Here is a 16,474-nt window from a genome sequence, read left to right on the forward strand (position 1 = left end):
ATGATTAGGAGCTTTTTGGAGTCTAAAAGACGAACAAAAAGTTCAATCAGCTACCGCGTCAAATTATGATTGATAATAAAAAGTGAGGTCGGGATCTTTTTGTCCCAACCTCTTTTTAGGTGACTAGTATTTTTTTGACCTAGTTTTTTCTTATTTACCTAAACAAAACTGGCTAAATAACTGGGTGATGAGTTCATCTGGGGCAGCGTCTCCGGTAATTTCTCCAAGAATTTCCCAGGTACGGGTCAAATCAACCTGAAGCAGGTCAACTGGCATACCGAGTTCCAAGCCTTCGTTCACAGCTTGTAAGCTTTCAACTGCCTTCTCAATCAAGGAAATATGACGGGCGTTGGATAGATAGGTAGCATCTTGTTCGACCAAGCCAGCATTTTCAAAGAAGAGGTTGTTAATCCGTTCTTCAATTTTATCAATGTTTTGATTTTTGAGAACCGAAATACGGATGACATCATCTGGAAGCTCAGCAGTTTCAATCGCTTCTGGGAGGTCAGTTTTGTTGAGAAGAATGATTCGATTAGTATCTTGACTGATTTCAAGAAGTTGTCGGTCTTGGGCAGTTAGAGGTTCGCTGGCGTTTAAGACAAGTAAAACCAAATCAGCTTCCTTGAGAGCTTTTTTGGAGCGCTCGACACCGATTTGTTCGACGATGTCATCTGTTTCACGGATACCCGCAGTATCAATCAACTTAAGTGGAACACCGTTGATATTGACGTATTCTTCAATGACGTCACGGGTTGTACCTGCAATATCCGTTACAATGGCTTTATCTTCGCGCAGGAGGTTATTAAGAAGGCTAGACTTCCCAACGTTGGGACGACCAATGATAGCCGTTGAAATCCCTTCGCGGAGGATTTTCCCACGACGTGCCGTTTTTAAGAGATTGGTTAAGAGTTGTTCAAACTCCAAGGTCTTTTCACGGACAACAGCAGTAGTGGCTTCTTCAACATCGTCGTATTCAGGATAGTCGATATTAACCTCTACTTGTGCTAGTGTATTGAGGATTTCCTGACGAGTATTGTTGATAAGGTCAGAAAGGGAACCATCTAATTGTTTGACCGCTATATTCATAGCCTTGTCAGTCTTGGCGCGGATGATATCCATAACAGCTTCAGCCTGAGTCAAGTCCACACGTCCATTTAGGAAGGCACGTTTGGTAAATTCACCAGGCTCTGCCATGCGAGCTCCTTCACGGATAGCCAGTTGGAGAATTTCATTGGTTACGGCGATTCCACCGTGAGTGTTAATCTCGATAATATCTTCACGAGTGAATGTCTTTGGAGATTTCATAGCCCCAATCATAACCTCGTCCATGACCTTACCAGTTTGAGGATCAACAATGTGGCCGTAGTTAAGAGTGTGGCTAGCAACCTTGCTCAAGTCCTTGCCTTTAAAGATTTTCTGCGCAATGGCAAAACTATCCGTTCCGCTTAGGCGGACTATCCCAATAGCACCTTCACCTAGTGGAGTGGAGATTGCTGCAATGGTATCAAATTCCCGTGTAATCATTTCAATTCCTTTATAGTTTATTTGTTTGTATAGACTAATATCTCTTCAAATTGTAACAAATTTTAGTATTTTCTTCAATGAATGTTACTTATAAAGAAAAGCCTAAGCAGATTGCTTAAGCTTTACTTAGTGCGCATTTCGCCTTGTGGGAAATAGGTTCCTTCAGGCATATCGTTGATAATGACATGAACAGCAGATTGAGGTGCACCAGTGTTGCGAACAACAGCTTCCGTAACTTCCTTGGCTAGGGCTTTCTTTTGCTCTAGCGTGCGTCCTTCAAATAAATCGATGCGTACAAATGGCATAATTGCGTCCTCCACTAGTTATTTGATTTCTTCTATTTTACCACAATTTGTCGTTTAAAGCTTTGAGAAAATATGGTATACTAGAATGTAGCAAAAATTTAGAAATGGACGTGAAATAGAAGCATGGCACAGTTATATTATCGTTATGGGACCATGAACTCAGGAAAAACGATTGAGATTCTCAAAGTAGCCTATAACTATGAGGAGCAAGGAAAGGGAGTTGTGATTATGACTTCGGCTCTGGATACGCGTGACGGTGTTGGCTATGTTTCAAGTCGCATTGGAATGAAAAGACCAGCAATTGCTATTGACGAAACCACAGATATCTTTGGATTTATCCGTGATTTACCTGAAATGCCTTACTGTGTACTTGTCGATGAAGCCCAATTTTTAAAGCGTCACCATGTTTACGACCTAGCTCGTGTTGTGGATGAGTTAGACATACCTGTCATGGCATTTGGTTTAAAAAATGATTTTCGCAACGAACTATTCGAAGGTTCAAAATATCTTTTGCTCTTAGCAGATAAGATTGACGAAATCAAGACCATTTGCCAGTATTGCAAGAAAAAAGCGACCATGGTCTTGCGTACGCAGAATGGTCTGCCAGTTTATGATGGTGAGCAGATCCAGATAGGTGGCAATGAAACCTATATCTCGGTTTGCCGTAAACATTATTTTGCACCACTGATAACATCTAAAAAGGAACAAGACTATGACAATTGAACTAAGAGATGTTACAATGGAAAATTATTTTGATGTTCTGAATTTGGATGTTAAGGAATATCAAAAACAATTTATTGCTACCAACGCAATTAGTTTAGCTGAAGCATATGTCTACACAAAAAATGGAGATTTTGTAGCTCCATTGGCAGTTTACGATAATGATGCAATCATAGGTTTTGTGATGTTAGCATATGATAAAAAAATCGGAATTAGTAATGGAAATTATTTACTATTTCGTTTCATGATTGATAAGCATTTTCAAGATCAAGGATATTTTAAACCAATTATGGATAAGGTGCTAGACTATGTTCGGACAGCGCCAGCGGGTTTATCCAATAAACTTTGGTTGTCTTATGAACCAGAAAATGAACATGCAAGATCTTGTTACCTCAGTTATGGATTTAAAGAAACTGGGGAAATATTTGAGAACGAAGTAGTAGCCATATACGATTTAACAATTGAGAAATAAGGAGAAGAAATGAACATCTATGATCAACTACAAGCTGTAGAAGACCGTTATGAAGAGTTGGGAGAATTGCTCAGTGACCCTGATGTAGTTTCAGACACCAAGCGTTTCATGGAGCTTTCAAAAGAGGAAGCTTCTACTCGTGATACTGTAACTGCCTACCGCGAATACAAACAAGTCCTTCAAAACATTGTCGACGCCGAAGAGATGATTAAGGAATCAGGCGGAGATGCGGACTTGGAAGAAATGGCTAAGCAAGAATTGAAAGATGCTAAGGCTGAAAAAGAAGAGTACGAGGAAAAACTGAAGATCTTGCTCCTTCCTAAAGATCCAAACGATGACAAGAATATCATCCTTGAAATACGTGGAGCTGCAGGTGGTGATGAAGCAGCACTTTTTGCTGGTGATTTGCTAACCATGTACCAAAAGTATGCTGAAGCCCAGGGCTGGCGTTTTGAAGTTATGGAAGCTTCAATGAACGGTGTTGGTGGTTTTAAAGAAGTGGTTGCCATGGTTTCTGGTCAGTCAGTTTACTCTAAACTCAAGTATGAGTCTGGTGCCCACCGTGTGCAACGTGTCCCTGTGACAGAAAGTCAGGGTCGTGTTCATACATCGACTGCAACTGTTCTTGTCATGCCTGAAGTCGAAGAAGTAGAATACGATATTGATCCAAAAGACCTTCGTGTGGATATCTACCACGCTTCTGGTGCTGGTGGACAGAACGTCAACAAGGTTGCGACTGCTGTTCGTATCGTTCACTTACCAACCAATATCAAGGTTGAAATGCAGGAAGAACGTACCCAGCAGAAAAACCGTGAGAAGGCTATGAAGATTATTCGTGCGCGTGTTGCTGACCACTTTGCTCAGATTGCCCAAGATGAGCAGGACGCAGAGCGTAAGTCTACTATCGGTACTGGTGACCGTTCAGAACGTATCCGTACTTATAACTTCCCACAAAACCGTGTTACCGACCACCGTATTGGCTTGACTCTTCAAAAACTAGATACGATTTTGTCTGGTAAACTCGATGAAGTTGTGGATGCCTTGGTTCTTTACGACCAAACTCAAAAATTAGAAGAATTAAACAAATAATGAAATTAGCTCAAATTTTTAAAGATTTTGAGGAAAAGTTGATAGCACAAGGAGAGGAAGCTGAAAGCCTCTCCTTTGTCTATCGTGGCCTTAAAAATTTCTCCTTTACAGACTTTGTCTTTGCTCTTCAGCAAGAAATTTCAGAGGAAGAAAGACAGTTTGTAGAGGACATTTACAGGAAACTAGCAAATCACATGCCTGCTCAATACATAATCGGCCACGCTGAATTCTTCGGGATGCAGTTAAAAGTAGATAAGCGGGTCTTGATTCCCCGTCCAGAGACAGAAGAACTAGTGGAGCTCACCCTGGCTGAGAATCCAAAGGAAAATCTTAAAGTTCTGGATATTGGAACAGGGAGTGGTGCTATCGCTCTTGCCTTAGCTAAAAATAGACCTGATTGGACAATCACAGCTGCCGATATTTCTCAAGATGCTTTGGATTTGGCGATGGAAAACGCTAATAATCAAGGTCTAACATTATCCTTTATTAAATCTGACTGTTTTTCCGAAATTTCTTCAAAATATGATATAATTGTATCCAATCCACCTTACATATCTCTAGTAGATGAGGCAGAAGTAGATTTGAATGTTCTCCATTCAGAGCCACATTTAGCCCTTTTTGCAGACGAGGAAGGTCTAGCGATCTATCGCAGAATCGCAGAAGAATCAAAGGACTTTCTAAATGATGGTGGTAAGATTTATCTTGAAATTGGCTACAAACAAGGACAAAGCGTTCCAGTTCTTTTCAAGGAGAATTTTCCCGAGAAGAGAGTTCGAACGCTCAAAGACCAATTTGGCCAAGATAGGATGGTTGTCATTGATGATGGAGAAAATTAAGCAAGAATTTGCAAAGGGTGGAGCTGTTGTTCTGCCGACAGAAACAGTTTATGGTCTTTTTGCCAAGGCGCTAGACGAAAAAGCAGTTGATCATGTCTATCAACTTAAACGTCGTCCAAGAGACAAAGCACTTAATCTCAATGTCGCAAGTTTAGACGATATCTTGAACTTTTCTAAGAATCAGCCAGCTTATCTCCAAAAACTGGTTGAAAGTTTTTTACCAGGCCCTTTGACCATTATCTTAGAAGCTAATGACAAGGTTCCCTACTGGGTCAATTCAGATTTGACGACTGTTGGATTTCGCATGCCGAGTCATCCTGTAACTCTGGAGTTGATTCGTGAATTTGGCCCCTTAATCGGACCTTCTGCCAATATCTCAGGTCAATCAAGTGGAGTAAATTTTCACAAGATTCTTCATGATTTTGACCAAGAGGTCTTGGGACTCGAAGACGATGCTTTTTTAACAGGTCAGGATTCGACTATTTTAGACCTATCTGGCGATAAGGTGAAGATTCTACGTCAAGGAGCGATTACTCGAGAAGATATCCTTGCCAAGATACCAACAATTCCTTTTGAGGAGGTATAATATGCTACGTGATTTGAAAACAACAGATGTTGCAGCTATTTGTGAGATTAACAAAGAAGCTTTAGGTTATTCGTTTAGTTTAGAGGAAACGGCTAGTCAACTAGCTAAGTTATCTCAAGACTCTCATCACTACCTACTGGGTTTCGAGGATTCGACCAGCCATGACTTACTTGGTTATGTTCATGCCGAGGTTTATGAATCCCTTTATTCAAAACCAGGTTTTAATATCCTAGCTTTAGCTGTTTTGCCTCAAACACAGGGGCAGGGTATCGGAAAAACTTTGCTCCAAGGATTGGAACAAGAAGCAAAAAAACGAGGCTATAACTTTATTCGCTTAAATTCTGCAGACCATCGTCTGGGTGCCCATGCATTTTACGAAAAAGTTGGTTATACTTGCGATAAAGTGCAGAAACGGTTTATTCGCATTTTTTAGTTTGGATTTTATATTCTTGTTGTAAAAACAAACTAAAGACCTGTCACACTATAAAGGAGAAGACCTATGATTTTTGACAAAGATGATTTTAAAACTTATGATGCAGATCTTTGGAATGCCATTGTCAAAGAAGAGGAGCGCCAACAAAACAATATTGAGTTAATCGCGTCTGAAAATGTCGTTTCTAAAGCAGTTATGGCGGCTCAAGGGTCTATCTTGACCAATAAATACGCCGAAGGTTACCCAGGACGTCGCTATTACGGTGGGACTGATGTAGTAGATGTTGTTGAAAGTCTAGCTATTGAACGTGCAAAAGAAATCTTTGGTGCCAAGTTTGCCAATGTCCAACCTCACTCAGGAAGTCAAGCCAACTGTGCAGCTTACATGGCTTTGATTGAGCCAGGTGATACGGTCATGGGAATGGATTTGGCAGCAGGTGGTCACTTGACCCACGGAGCTCCTGTAAGCTTCTCTGGTCAAACCTACAACTTTGTTTCTTATAGCGTTGATCCTGAGACCGAACTCTTGGACTTTGATGCTATCTTGAAACAAGCACAAGAAGTGAAACCCAAATTAATCGTAGCAGGAGCTTCAGCTTATTCTCAAATTATTGATTTTTCAAAATTCCGTGAAATTGCAGATGCTGTTGGTGCTAAACTCATGGTAGATATGGCTCACATTGCTGGTTTGGTTGCTGCAGGTCTTCATCCAAGTCCAGTCCCTTATGCACATATTACAACAACAACGACTCACAAAACCCTTCGTGGACCACGTGGTGGTTTGATTTTGACTAATGACGAAGATCTTGCTAAGAAAATTAATTCTGCTATTTTCCCAGGTATCCAAGGTGGGCCATTAGAGCACGTTGTTGCTGCTAAGGCTGTTGCCTTCAAAGAGGTATTGGACCCAGCCTTCAAGGAATATGCAGCAAATGTTATTAAGAACAGCAAGGCTATGGCAGAAGTCTTCTTGCAAGACCCTGATTTCCGTATTATCTCTGGTGGTACTGAAAATCACCTCTTCCTAGTAGATGTAACTAAGGTTGTAGAAAACGGAAAAGTTGCTCAAAACTTGCTAGATGAGGTCAATATTACCCTAAATAAAAACTCAATCCCTTACGAAACTTTGTCACCATTTAAGACAAGTGGTATTCGTATCGGGGCAGCAGCAACAACTTCACGTGGTTTTGGTGAAAAAGAAAGTCGTAAAGTGGCTGAGCTCATCATTAAAGCCCTTAAAAATGCAGAAAATGAAGCTGTCTTAGAAGAAGTGAGAAGCGAAGTCAAAGCCTTGACAGATGCCTTCCCATTGTATGAGGACTAATACTATTATGGACATTTATATTAAGAAAGCCATTATCCATCAGTTCAGCCCTGATGACACAGAGTTGTTTCTAGCGGATAAATTTCTCAATATCACTCCAAAAATCGAGGAATACCTACGTAAGAAAATCGAACGTGTGTATTCAGATGAAGCCAAGACTGGGATTTTCGAAGAAGAAAATCCCTTCTTCAATCACATTACAGACGATTTGTTGGAGACATCGGTGACGCTGGCTAACCTCTGGAAAGAAGAATTCGGCATTTCTGAAAATCTCAAAACTAATGACTTGATTTTTGTGCAGTTTTCTAAAGAAGGAGTAGAGCATTTTGCTTTTCTACGTATTGCCCTACGTGAGACCTTGACCCACCTCGGTGGAGAGGTTGATAATCCAATCAAGCTAACTCAAAACAATCTTCCTGGATTTGCTACAGGGGCTGACGAGGCCTTGGTGGTCAATCTTCAAAGCCGAAAATATCACTTGATTGAGAAACGAATCAAGTATAACGGGACTTTTTTGAACTATTTTTCTGAGAATCTGATACAGGCTCAGCCTAAGATTTCACCTAAGAAGTCAATCAAGGAACTGGAAAAAACAGCTCAGAGAATTGCTGAAACATTTAATACAGATGATTTTCAATTTCAATCTAAGGTCAAGTCTGCTATTTTTAACAACCTTGAAGAAAGCAATGAATTGTCTCCTGAAAAATTGGCAAATGATCTTTTTGACAACAATCTCACTGCACGTCTTAGCTTTATTGACCAAGTCAAGGAAGCAGTGCCAGAGCCAGTTCAATTTGATGAAATTGATGCTAGTCGCCAATTAAAGAAATTTGAAAACCAAAAACTTTCCCTATCAAATGGTATTGAGTTAATTGTACCCAATAATATTTATCAAGATGCTGAGTCGGTCGAATTTATCCAAAATGACAATGGTACCTACTCTATCTTAATCAAAAACATCGAGGATATACAAAGCAGATAATGTTTAAATTTATAAGAAGGGTCTTGGTGCTTGTTCTTATCTTATTTACTGGCTATAAACTTTTTCATATGTATCGGGATGTGAAGCAGGTCATGACCTATCAATCCTTGGTACGAGAGGTTTTAAGTGAGCAAGATACACCCGCAAATGAAGAACTAGTCCTGGCCATGATTTATACCGAAACCAAAGGTAAAGAAAGCGATGTGATGCAGTCAAGTGAGTCTGCCAGCGGAACTACAAATACGATTTCTGACAATAGGAGTAGTATTCGTCAGGGGATTCAAACCTTGACAGAGAATCTTTATTTAGCTCAAGAAAAGGGTGTAGATGTTTGGACTGCTGTACAGGCCTATAACTTTGGGCCTGCTTATATTGATTTTATCGCCCAAAACGGGAAAGAAAATACCCTTGCCCTAGCCAAGAAATACTCAAGAGATACCGTTGCGCCGACATTAGGAAATACAACTGGAAAAACCTACCGCTACATCAATCCAATTTCCATCTTTCAAGGTGGAGAACTCTATGTGGATGGTGGAAACTATTATTACTCTAGACAGGTTCAACTAAATCTCTACATTATTAAATTTTTTAATCTATTTTAAGCACTTAGAAAATTCTAGGTGCTTTTATAAGCTTTCTTTAAGGCTAATCGACTATCCTAGATAGGAAAAGGAGGAGCGTCCAATGAGAAAGAAATTCTTTCTGACTAGTGCTGCAGTTCTTTTAGCAGTTGCAACTTTGCAAAGCGCTCAAGCAGCCACTGATGTTCAAAAAGTAATTGATGAAACTTATGTTCAACCTGAGTATGTCTTAGGTTCTTCACTAACAGAAGATCAAAAAAATCAAACATTAAAAAAACTCGGCTATAACGCCTCTACAGATACCAAAGAACTGAAGACTATGACGCCAGATGTCTACTCAAAGATTATGAACGTCGCCAATGACTCAAGTCTCCAGCTCTATTCGTCTGCAAAAATTCAAAAATTAGGTGAAAAATCTCCACTTGAAGTGAAGATTGAAACTCCTGAAAATATCACTAAAGTGACCCAAGATATGTACCGTAATGCGGCCGTTACCTTGGGTGTGGAACATGCTCGTATCACCGTTGCTGCACCAATCCCTGTAACAGGTGAAAGTGCCCTAGCAGGTATTTACTATTCACTAGAAGCTAATGGTGTTCAACTTCCTCAAGAAAATAAAGACCTAGCTCAGGAAGAACTAAAAGCCTTGTCAGACATCAACGATGAAAATAAGGACAAATCAGGCTATGATGCCAATAAACTCAATGTAGCCCTTGCCGATATCAAATCTGCTATCGCTAAAGCTAAAGAGTCCAAGGGTGAGCTTACTGAAGATGATGTTCGTAAGATTGTTGAAGATACGTTGAAAAATTATAAGCTGGATCAGGTTATAACAGGAAACCAGATCAATGTCATCGTCAACTTTGCCTTTAATCTTTCTAAGAGCGATATTTTGAATAACGAAGACTTTACAAAGACTCTAAAGGATCTGAAACAAAGTATCGTTGCACAAGCTGGTGACAGTTTCAGCAATATCGACCTTAACTTTGATGCTAATAAAGCTATTCAAGACGGTGGCAATATCCTCAGTGCTATTTGGCAAGCAATTGTAAACTTTTTCAAGAGTTTTGGTGCTTAGGCTAATTCATGGTATAATAGATGGTGACAGAACAGTTGCCGTTTTTTTTTGTTGGCTGATAGAAAGTGAAACATATGTTAAAGAAAAATGATATTGTAGAAGAAGAGATTGTCGATTTGACACATGAAGGAGCAGGTGTTGCCAAGGTAGATGGCTTGGTCTTTTTTGTAGAGAATGCTCTACCGACTGAGAAAATCCTCATGCGTGTCCTTAAAGTCAACAAGAAAATTGGCTTTGGTAAAGTCGAGGAATACCTTACGCAATCACCACATCGCAACCAAGACTTAGATTTGGCTTACTTGCGTTCTGGAATCGCCGACCTAGGTCATCTAGCTTATCCAGAGCAACTTAAGTTTAAAACTAAACAAGTAAAAGACAGTCTTTATAAGATTGCTGGAATTTCAGATGTAGAGGTTGCTGATACTTTTGGTATGGAAAATCCTATCAAGTATCGTAACAAGGCACAGGTACCAGTTCGTCGTGTTAACGGTGTTTTGGAAACTGGTTTTTTCCGTAAGAATTCTCATGACCTTATGCCATTGGAGGATTTTTACATTCAGGATCCAGTCATTGACCAAGTTATTGTAGCCTTACGTGATTTGCTTCGCCGCTATGACTTGAAGCCATATGATGAGAAGGAACAGTCAGGCTTGATTCGTAACCTTGTTGTGCGTCGAGGTCACCATTCGGGACAAATCATGGTTATATTTGTGACAACTCGTCCTAAAGTTTTCAGAGTTGAACAGGTGATTGAACAACTAATCAAGCAATTTCCAGAAATTGTATCTATCATGCAGAACATCAATGACCAGAATACCAATGCGATTTTCGGGAAAGAATGGCGTACGCTTTATGGTCAAGATTACATTACTGATCAAATGTTGGGAAATGATTTCCAAATCTCTGGTCCAGCCTTTTATCAGGTCAATACCGAAATGGCGGAGAAACTTTATCAAACAGCCATTGACTTTGCGGAGTTAAGAGCAGATGATGTAGTGATTGATGCCTACTCAGGGATTGGGACCATTGGACTATCTGTCGCTAAACATGTCAAGGAAGTTTATGGCGTAGAGGTTATCTCAGAAGCAGTAGAGAATAGCCAGAAGAATGCTAGCTTAAATGGCATCGCCAATGCCCACTATGTCTGTGACACTGCTGAAAATGCCATGAAGAATTGGCTCAAGGAAGGCATCCAACCAACTGCTATCCTAGTCGACCCACCACGCAAGGGGTTGACCGAAAGCTTTATCAAAGCCAGCGCCCAAACAGGAGCTGATCGCATCGCTTATATCTCTTGTAATGTGGCTACTATGGCGCGTGATATCAAACTCTACCAAGAGTCGGGCTATGAATTGAAGAAAGTCCAGCCGGTGGATCTTTTCCCACAGACGCACCACGTCGAGTGTGTGAGTTTGTTAGTGAAACGGAGTTAATCCTCAAAAGGTTCACCCAAACCTTTTGAGTCCCACAGACGCATCATGTTGAGGCGGTATCACTACTTGTACGAGCTAGATAGTAGCGAAGTAGAAGTAGATGCTCCGTCCATGGGATAGCTGTCGCAGAGTAAGGAGTATACGACGAAACGATACGGTAATAGCGAACCGCCAAGTGTGTAAGTTTGTTAGTGAAATGTGGAGAATCGCTAAAAAATCAGAAAGACTAGAGATGTATATGTTGGAATTATATCAAAATCCTTCTTATAAAAATCTAGTCGCATTTGGGTCCTTAAAAGACGGAAAAGAATTTGTATCCAAAATAACTGGCTATACTCTAGAAAATGAAGGTGATTTTGTTCAAGGTTATATAGTAGAAATAACGAAAATCTATATGAAAGGTTTAGAGTAAATATGAGTCTCTTATTTGAAGAATTTAAAACCATTTGTTTCCATTTAAATCGAGTCGGAATTACACCGACACTGATGGGCTCTTTGGGATTTGAGTTTAGAACGAAAGAAAATTGGGAGCCGTCTGACATTGACATTCATGTGCCTGGTGACCCTAGAGGTTGGGAAGCACCTGATCATCTCAGAATTTATGACTGGGACAAGATAATGAAAGCGATGAAAGACTTAGGCTACGTCTTAATAGATATTCATGAGCATGAATTCCAAAAGGATAGAGTGAGTGTTGAATTTGGAAGTATCGATTCCTTACCTGATTTTGCAGGAGTTTCGGAATCGGATATAGAGCTTATTCACATTGAAGGCATCACTTTTCGTCTTCCAAGTATGGAGCAGTATCTAAGTATTTACAAAGCTTCTTCTCAAGACTCCTATCGAAATAATCACAATAACAATAAGGATTTTAAAAAGATCGAGTGGCTGGAAAGACATTTGTAAATTATCATATGAACAGTAGTAAGTTGTAAGACTGGTTGCTTTTTTATTATTATTTTTATTTGTTATTTAATTTATACAATATTAGCAAGTAATAGAATTAGTAAGGAAAAAATATTTTAAATTTTTGATCAGTTTAACTATTATCGAAAGTAACGATTGATGTATTTAGATCACTGCTTCTTTAAACAGATTAAACAAGGACGTATCTATTGAAAGACTCACAGTAAGGAGTTTATATATGAAATTCCATGAATTTGGTGATAAGAATTTGCCTCCTATCTTACTGATACATGGCGGTGGCAGTTCTTGGTGGAATTATCTTCGTCAAGCACGGATATTATCAAAAGACTACCGTGTTATTCTAGCCACTTTGAATGGCCACGGCGAAGAATATCAACTTGATTATGTTTCCACTGAAGATTCTGCTTTGGAAATCCTAGACTATATCAAAGTAAATTGTGGTGGGAAATTGTTTGCGATCGGTGGCGTTTCACTTGGTGGTCAAATTGCCATGGAGCTTTTGTCATTAGACAGCGAGATAGCTGAGAAGGCCATCATTGATGGAAGCCTCTGTATTCCTCAACCAGGCTTAGCTAAAATCAGTATCTTTCTAGTATCTCTATTTGGTAAACTGATGTTCAGTAAATTTTCTTGCAAACTTCAATTAAGCATGATGAACAAAATCTATCCTCAACTGGCTTATCCAGAGGAAATAAAAGCTTATTATTTGGAGGATATGCCAAGGATACCTATCAAAACATTGGTGACCATTTACAAAACATATATGGGGCACTACAAGTTAAAGGACAAGATTTCTGCTAGCAAGGCCCAGGTTATGTATATTTACGGTGAAAAAGAATTGAACTGTGTGAAAGCTTCGGCGAAATTATTTCAGCAGCTACATCCAAATACAATTTTGTATGAAGCTAAGGGTTATAACCACGGCTATTTATCGGCTTACCTTCCTCAAGAGTGGGTTGATTTGGTGGTGCTATTTTTAAAGAGTGATTCATCGGAAATGTGTAATGAATCTGACATGCCATAAGGAGGAAACGGATGCCAGGAGCAATAGTTGGAGACAATGTAGGTTCTGTTTATGAATGGGACAAAATTAAAACCAAGGTCTTTCCACTATTTTGGGAGGATTGTTTTTTCACAGACGATACGATTATGACAGGAGCTGTTGATGGTAAAAACGTATAAACCTGTGAACGAAAGTGATTTAGAAAAGCCTTGTTCTCAAGGCTTTTTGTTATACCAAAAATTACAATCGAAAAGTAATCAATTTAAACGATAATATGGTTCATACAGATTATTAAATCTTGAACTTGTATAACTGTTATGGTATAATATAAACAGATAAAACAGAGATAACAGTTGGATGATTAGGAGGATATGGAGTGTGAATATACAAATTAATAATTCAAATGATGATCCGATTTATTTGCAGATAAAAAATCAAATAAAGGCTCAGATTATTTCTGGAGAATTAAAGGTTGGCGAGCAATTGCCATCAATCAGATTTTTGGCAAAAGAACTTCGAGTGAGTATGATAACTGCTAAAAGAGCTTTTGATGAACTGGAACTTGATGGTTTCATTAATTCAGTCCAAGGTAAAGGTAATTTTGTTGCAGTTCAAAATAAAGAGCTTATTCGAGAAGAATATTTGAAACAAATTGAATCAAAGTTGCAAGATATTGTTGAGCTTTCAGCAATTGCAGGTATATCCGATAATGAGTTGGTAGAGATGTTTAGTAGTTACATGGAGGGGAAATATGAGTGATTATGCTATTGAAATCAAAAACTTGGTTAAAAAGTTTGATGGCTTTACATTAGGACCGATAGATTTGTCTATTCCTAAAGGGACTATCGTCGGATACATTGGTCAAAACGGAGCAGGTAAAAGTACAACTATAAAATTATTGTTAGGATTACTTAAGAAAGATTTAGGAGAAATTAAAATTTTAGGTTATGTTAATCCTAACAGTATTGAATTGAAAGATAAAATCGGAGTAGTGTTTGATGATTTACTAGTACCAGAAGAGATGACACTTGTTGATTTGGAAAAATTTTGTTCCAGGGTTTATTCAAAGTGGGATAGAGATTTTTTTATCAACTAAAAAAGAAATTTAATTTATCTGAAAAACAGGCTATTAAAAGTTATTCTCGTGGAAAGAGAATGAAATTATCGATGGCAATAGCTTTATCTCATAATGCAGAAATTCTTATATTGGATGAAGCTACGAGTGGTTTGGATCCGATAGTTAGGGAAGAAATTTTAGATTTTCTTCTTGACTTTATGCAAGATGAAAATCATACAATTTTAATATCGTCACATATCCTATCAGATTTAGAGAAGGTGGCAGATTATATTGCTTTTATCAATGATGGTAAAGTTCTTTTTGTTGAACCAAAGGATGAACTCAAAGAAAACTATGGTATCTGTACTTTATCTAATGAAGAAGTTGAAAACCTTGATGAGGAAGCCATAATTGGGAGAAGGATACACTCATTTGGACAAGAGTTACTTGTTAAAAGAAATCTTGTTCCAGATGGAATCAGATTACAAAAACCGTCTATCGAAGATATTATGATATATTTTGTGAAAGGAGATAAAAGGTAATGACTGCATTGATATTAAAAGATATAGCTACTTTAAAGAAAACACTACTATTATCGATCACTCTCTGTATTGCACTCGTTGTGTATGGGGTATATGAAAATGAAATTTATATGATACCGCTTATTTGTACAATGATACCGTTAATTTTAACTGCTATCGCTTTTGGCTATGATACGAAATCGAAGTTTGAACAATTTGCATTTTCAATGCCTATTAAAAAGAGTAGCTTTGTATTAAGTAAATTGTTTTTTGCATTTGTGTTTGGATTATTCGGTTCAGTATGTTTATTTCTTCAATTAGTGATTAAAAGTGAGATGTCGCTAGATAATATCATATTTATCTCACTAATTACATTAGTTGCTAGTATTCTGATATCAGCTATTCAACTTCCGTTTATCCTTAAATACGGTGCTGAAAAAGGTAGGTTGATTATGGTTATAACCTACTTTACAGTATTTGCTCTATCTAGTTTTTTTAAAGCAAAATCAGATTTAATGACTAATGTTGGGGAGTTTTTCTTAAACAATTCGAGGGGAATGATTTTTCTTGGAATAGTCTTTGTCAGTATTGTTATCATAGGAATTGCTATAAAAATATCTATTTTTATTATGGAGAAAAAAGAATATTAGAGAAGATGAGAATTAAAAATTTAGAAGGAGGTATATATGCTAGGAGCAATAGTTGGAGATATTGTTGGTTCTGTTTACGAATGGGACAATATTAAAACGAAAGATTTTCCATTATTTCGTGATGATTGTTTTTTCACTGATGATACGGTTATGACCTGTGCTGTTGCAGAAGCCATTATGAATGGCGGTCAGAAGGATAACTTTATTGACGCCATGAAGAAATATGGTAGGATGTATCCCGATGCAGGTTACGGTGCGAGATTTAGTAATTGGGTTGATGGCGACGATCGAGAACCATATAATAGCTTTGGAAATGGTTCTGCCATGCGCGTTTCTCCCTGTGCTTGGATCATGGATTGTGGTTTCTGTGCAAGAACATGCACTTTGCCATCTAGTAGAGCTCTTGCGAGAATTTCTGCAGAAGTGACTCATAACCATCCAGAAGGTATCAAGGGAGCTATGGCAACCGCTGATGCTATATTTATGTGTCGATTTTACTTTGGAGGTTACTGTGGGGATTATGAACAACCAATCAATGATAACCCTATAGAGTGCAAGAGACGCATCAAGGAACACATAGAGCAAGAGTATGGGTATAACCTTTCTCAATCACTAGATGAAATTCGTCCTAATTATAGTTTCAATGAAACTTGCCAGAATACGGTCCCTCAGGCGATCATTGCCTTTCTAGAAAGTACAGATTTTGAAGATGCGATTCGAAATGCGATTTCCCTCGGTGGGGATAGTGATACTCTCGCTGCAATCACAGGAAGTATCGCAGAGGCAGCTTATGGAATTCCTGAGTGGATTCAGGATAAGGCCTATAGCTATCTAGATGAGCCTTTGAAAGAGGTGCTCAGACGGTGGGATAAAGAAGTTTCAATATCATAATGAATACTAACTAGTCAATATCAAACTATGAAAGATAAGGTAAAGAGTTATCGTCTTACGAGC

At 38.6% G+C, this 16,474-nt stretch carries 20 protein-coding genes and 1 pseudogene; 19 read left to right on the top strand and 2 right to left on the bottom strand.

The genetic code is table 11. From position 1 onward, the window contains the following. Nucleotides 1–150 precede the first annotated feature (150 nt). Together mnmE and ADH81_RS05560 are read right to left on the bottom strand one after the other, a co-directional pair. A complete protein-coding gene (gene mnmE / locus ADH81_RS05555; protein WP_049527094.1) occupies nucleotides 151–1,524 on the bottom strand; it encodes a tRNA uridine-5-carboxymethylaminomethyl(34) synthesis GTPase MnmE in 1,374 nt (457 codons plus the stop codon). A 122-nt stretch (nucleotides 1,525–1,646) separates the two neighbouring features. After that, nucleotides 1,647–1,829, bottom strand: a complete 183-nt coding sequence (locus tag ADH81_RS05560) for a 4-oxalocrotonate tautomerase (protein WP_001117401.1) — start codon at nucleotides 1,827–1,829, stop codon at nucleotides 1,647–1,649. A 123-nt stretch (nucleotides 1,830–1,952) separates the two neighbouring features. Here ADH81_RS05560 and ADH81_RS05565 point away from each other — a divergent pair, with 123 nt between their 5' ends. The 19 genes and pseudogenes from ADH81_RS05565 (at nucleotide 1,953) to ADH81_RS05650 (ending at nucleotide 16,411) form a co-directional block, all read left to right on the top strand. Then, nucleotides 1,953–2,552 carry a thymidine kinase gene (locus ADH81_RS05565; RefSeq protein ID WP_049527096.1) on the top strand — a complete coding sequence of 200 codons (600 nt, stop codon included), beginning with the start codon at nucleotides 1,953–1,955 and terminating at the stop codon, nucleotides 2,550–2,552. Next, nucleotides 2,542–3,021, top strand: coding sequence for a GNAT family N-acetyltransferase (locus tag ADH81_RS05570; protein WP_049527097.1), 480 nt, complete (start codon nucleotides 2,542–2,544; stop codon nucleotides 3,019–3,021). Before ADH81_RS05565 ends, ADH81_RS05570 begins: the two co-directional genes overlap by 11 nt. Before the next feature lie 9 nt (nucleotides 3,022–3,030). Then, the gene (prfA, locus tag ADH81_RS05575; RefSeq protein WP_001028815.1) at nucleotides 3,031–4,110 is read left to right on the top strand and encodes a peptide chain release factor 1; all 1,080 of its coding nucleotides are present in this window, start codon (nucleotides 3,031–3,033) and stop codon (nucleotides 4,108–4,110) included. Further along, complete coding sequence (gene prmC, locus ADH81_RS05580; protein WP_049527099.1) at nucleotides 4,110–4,946, top strand: peptide chain release factor N(5)-glutamine methyltransferase; 837 nt, start codon at nucleotides 4,110–4,112, stop codon at nucleotides 4,944–4,946. Before prfA ends, prmC begins: the two co-directional genes overlap by 1 nt. Continuing rightward, entirely contained in the window at nucleotides 4,930–5,532 is a 603-nt protein-coding gene (locus tag ADH81_RS05585; RefSeq protein ID WP_049527102.1) for an L-threonylcarbamoyladenylate synthase, read from the top strand. Before prmC ends, ADH81_RS05585 begins: the two co-directional genes overlap by 17 nt. A 1-nt stretch (nucleotide 5,533) precedes the next feature. Continuing rightward, nucleotides 5,534–5,965 carry a GNAT family N-acetyltransferase gene (locus ADH81_RS05590; protein ID WP_049527103.1) on the top strand — a complete coding sequence of 144 codons (432 nt, stop codon included), beginning with the start codon at nucleotides 5,534–5,536 and terminating at the stop codon, nucleotides 5,963–5,965. A 66-nt stretch (nucleotides 5,966–6,031) separates the two neighbouring features. Then, nucleotides 6,032–7,288, top strand: coding sequence for a serine hydroxymethyltransferase (gene glyA / locus ADH81_RS05595; protein WP_049527105.1), 1,257 nt, complete (start codon nucleotides 6,032–6,034; stop codon nucleotides 7,286–7,288). A 7-nt stretch (nucleotides 7,289–7,295) separates the two neighbouring features. Further along, a complete protein-coding gene (locus tag ADH81_RS05600) occupies nucleotides 7,296–8,270 on the top strand; it encodes a nucleoid-associated protein (RefSeq protein ID WP_049527107.1) in 975 nt (324 codons plus the stop codon). Further along, nucleotides 8,270–8,872 carry a lysozyme family protein gene (locus ADH81_RS05605; RefSeq protein WP_049527108.1) on the top strand — a complete coding sequence of 201 codons (603 nt, stop codon included), beginning with the start codon at nucleotides 8,270–8,272 and terminating at the stop codon, nucleotides 8,870–8,872. The genes ADH81_RS05600 and ADH81_RS05605 overlap by 1 nt, the downstream gene beginning before the upstream one ends. A gap of 82 nt (nucleotides 8,873–8,954) precedes the next feature. Continuing rightward, the gene (locus ADH81_RS05610) at nucleotides 8,955–9,929 is read left to right on the top strand and encodes a DUF1002 domain-containing protein (RefSeq protein ID WP_049527109.1); all 975 of its coding nucleotides are present in this window, start codon (nucleotides 8,955–8,957) and stop codon (nucleotides 9,927–9,929) included. 74 nt (nucleotides 9,930–10,003) lie between these two features. Further along, nucleotides 10,004–11,362 (top strand): 23S rRNA (uracil(1939)-C(5))-methyltransferase RlmD, encoded by a 1,359-nt coding sequence (gene rlmD / locus ADH81_RS05615; protein WP_049527110.1) that lies wholly within the window; start codon nucleotides 10,004–10,006, stop codon nucleotides 11,360–11,362. A gap of 238 nt (nucleotides 11,363–11,600) precedes the next feature. Beyond that, nucleotides 11,601–11,774 (top strand): hypothetical protein, encoded by a 174-nt coding sequence (locus ADH81_RS05620; RefSeq protein WP_239682086.1) that lies wholly within the window; start codon nucleotides 11,601–11,603, stop codon nucleotides 11,772–11,774. 2 nt (nucleotides 11,775–11,776) lie between these two features. Further along, nucleotides 11,777–12,268 carry a nucleotidyltransferase gene (locus ADH81_RS05625; protein ID WP_049527113.1) on the top strand — a complete coding sequence of 164 codons (492 nt, stop codon included), beginning with the start codon at nucleotides 11,777–11,779 and terminating at the stop codon, nucleotides 12,266–12,268. Between the two features lie 238 nt (nucleotides 12,269–12,506). Further along, a complete protein-coding gene (locus ADH81_RS05630) occupies nucleotides 12,507–13,313 on the top strand; it encodes an alpha/beta hydrolase (RefSeq protein WP_049527115.1) in 807 nt (268 codons plus the stop codon). An 11-nt stretch (nucleotides 13,314–13,324) separates the two neighbouring features. After that, nucleotides 13,325–13,471, top strand: a complete 147-nt coding sequence (locus tag ADH81_RS10735) for an ADP-ribosylglycohydrolase (protein WP_080979282.1) — start codon at nucleotides 13,325–13,327, stop codon at nucleotides 13,469–13,471. A gap of 199 nt (nucleotides 13,472–13,670) precedes the next feature. Next, nucleotides 13,671–14,051 (top strand): GntR family transcriptional regulator, encoded by a 381-nt coding sequence (locus ADH81_RS05635; protein WP_045763000.1) that lies wholly within the window; start codon nucleotides 13,671–13,673, stop codon nucleotides 14,049–14,051. Next, a pseudogene (locus tag ADH81_RS11575) lies at nucleotides 14,044–14,891 on the top strand (ABC transporter ATP-binding protein). The gene ADH81_RS05635 and the pseudogene ADH81_RS11575 overlap by 8 nt, the downstream one beginning before the upstream one ends. Then, a complete protein-coding gene (locus ADH81_RS05645; RefSeq protein WP_049527117.1) occupies nucleotides 14,891–15,520 on the top strand; it encodes an ABC-2 transporter permease in 630 nt (209 codons plus the stop codon). The pseudogene ADH81_RS11575 and the gene ADH81_RS05645 overlap by 1 nt, the downstream one beginning before the upstream one ends. A gap of 36 nt (nucleotides 15,521–15,556) precedes the next feature. Continuing rightward, a complete protein-coding gene (locus ADH81_RS05650) occupies nucleotides 15,557–16,411 on the top strand; it encodes an ADP-ribosylglycohydrolase family protein (protein WP_049527119.1) in 855 nt (284 codons plus the stop codon). The last annotated feature ends 63 nt before the right edge of the window (nucleotides 16,412–16,474 follow it).

It is taken from the genome of Streptococcus pseudopneumoniae, from assembly GCF_001072925.1.
GTDB lineage: Bacteria > Bacillota > Bacilli > Lactobacillales > Streptococcaceae > Streptococcus > Streptococcus pseudopneumoniae_Q.

Excerpts from the sequence above, each read along its gene's own strand:
- ADH81_RS05650 (WP_049527119.1), top strand. The coding sequence starts at position 15,557 with ATGCTAGGAGCAATAGTTGGAGATATTGTTGGTTCTGTTTACGAATGG.
- ADH81_RS05560 (WP_001117401.1), bottom strand. The coding sequence starts at position 1,829 with ATGCCATTTGTACGCATCGATTTATTTGAAGGACGCACGCTAGAGCAA.
- prfA (WP_001028815.1), top strand. The coding sequence starts at position 3,031 with ATGAACATCTATGATCAACTACAAGCTGTAGAAGACCGTTATGAAGAG.
- ADH81_RS05600 (WP_049527107.1), top strand. The coding sequence starts at position 7,296 with ATGGACATTTATATTAAGAAAGCCATTATCCATCAGTTCAGCCCTGAT.
- ADH81_RS05620 (WP_239682086.1), top strand. The coding sequence starts at position 11,601 with ATGTTGGAATTATATCAAAATCCTTCTTATAAAAATCTAGTCGCATTT.
- ADH81_RS10735 (WP_080979282.1), top strand. The coding sequence starts at position 13,325 with ATGCCAGGAGCAATAGTTGGAGACAATGTAGGTTCTGTTTATGAATGG.
- glyA (WP_049527105.1), top strand. The coding sequence starts at position 6,032 with ATGATTTTTGACAAAGATGATTTTAAAACTTATGATGCAGATCTTTGG.
- ADH81_RS05645 (WP_049527117.1), top strand. The coding sequence starts at position 14,891 with ATGACTGCATTGATATTAAAAGATATAGCTACTTTAAAGAAAACACTA.
- ADH81_RS05605 (WP_049527108.1), top strand. The coding sequence starts at position 8,270 with ATGTTTAAATTTATAAGAAGGGTCTTGGTGCTTGTTCTTATCTTATTT.
- ADH81_RS05590 (WP_049527103.1), top strand. The coding sequence starts at position 5,534 with ATGCTACGTGATTTGAAAACAACAGATGTTGCAGCTATTTGTGAGATT.
- ADH81_RS05610 (WP_049527109.1), top strand. The coding sequence starts at position 8,955 with ATGAGAAAGAAATTCTTTCTGACTAGTGCTGCAGTTCTTTTAGCAGTT.
- ADH81_RS05570 (WP_049527097.1), top strand. The coding sequence starts at position 2,542 with ATGACAATTGAACTAAGAGATGTTACAATGGAAAATTATTTTGATGTT.
- ADH81_RS05565 (WP_049527096.1), top strand. The coding sequence starts at position 1,953 with ATGGCACAGTTATATTATCGTTATGGGACCATGAACTCAGGAAAAACG.
- ADH81_RS05630 (WP_049527115.1), top strand. The coding sequence starts at position 12,507 with ATGAAATTCCATGAATTTGGTGATAAGAATTTGCCTCCTATCTTACTG.
- rlmD (WP_049527110.1), top strand. The coding sequence starts at position 10,004 with ATGTTAAAGAAAAATGATATTGTAGAAGAAGAGATTGTCGATTTGACA.
- prmC (WP_049527099.1), top strand. The coding sequence starts at position 4,110 with ATGAAATTAGCTCAAATTTTTAAAGATTTTGAGGAAAAGTTGATAGCA.
- ADH81_RS05585 (WP_049527102.1), top strand. The coding sequence starts at position 4,930 with ATGATGGAGAAAATTAAGCAAGAATTTGCAAAGGGTGGAGCTGTTGTT.
- mnmE (WP_049527094.1), bottom strand. The coding sequence starts at position 1,524 with ATGATTACACGGGAATTTGATACCATTGCAGCAATCTCCACTCCACTA.
- ADH81_RS05625 (WP_049527113.1), top strand. The coding sequence starts at position 11,777 with ATGAGTCTCTTATTTGAAGAATTTAAAACCATTTGTTTCCATTTAAAT.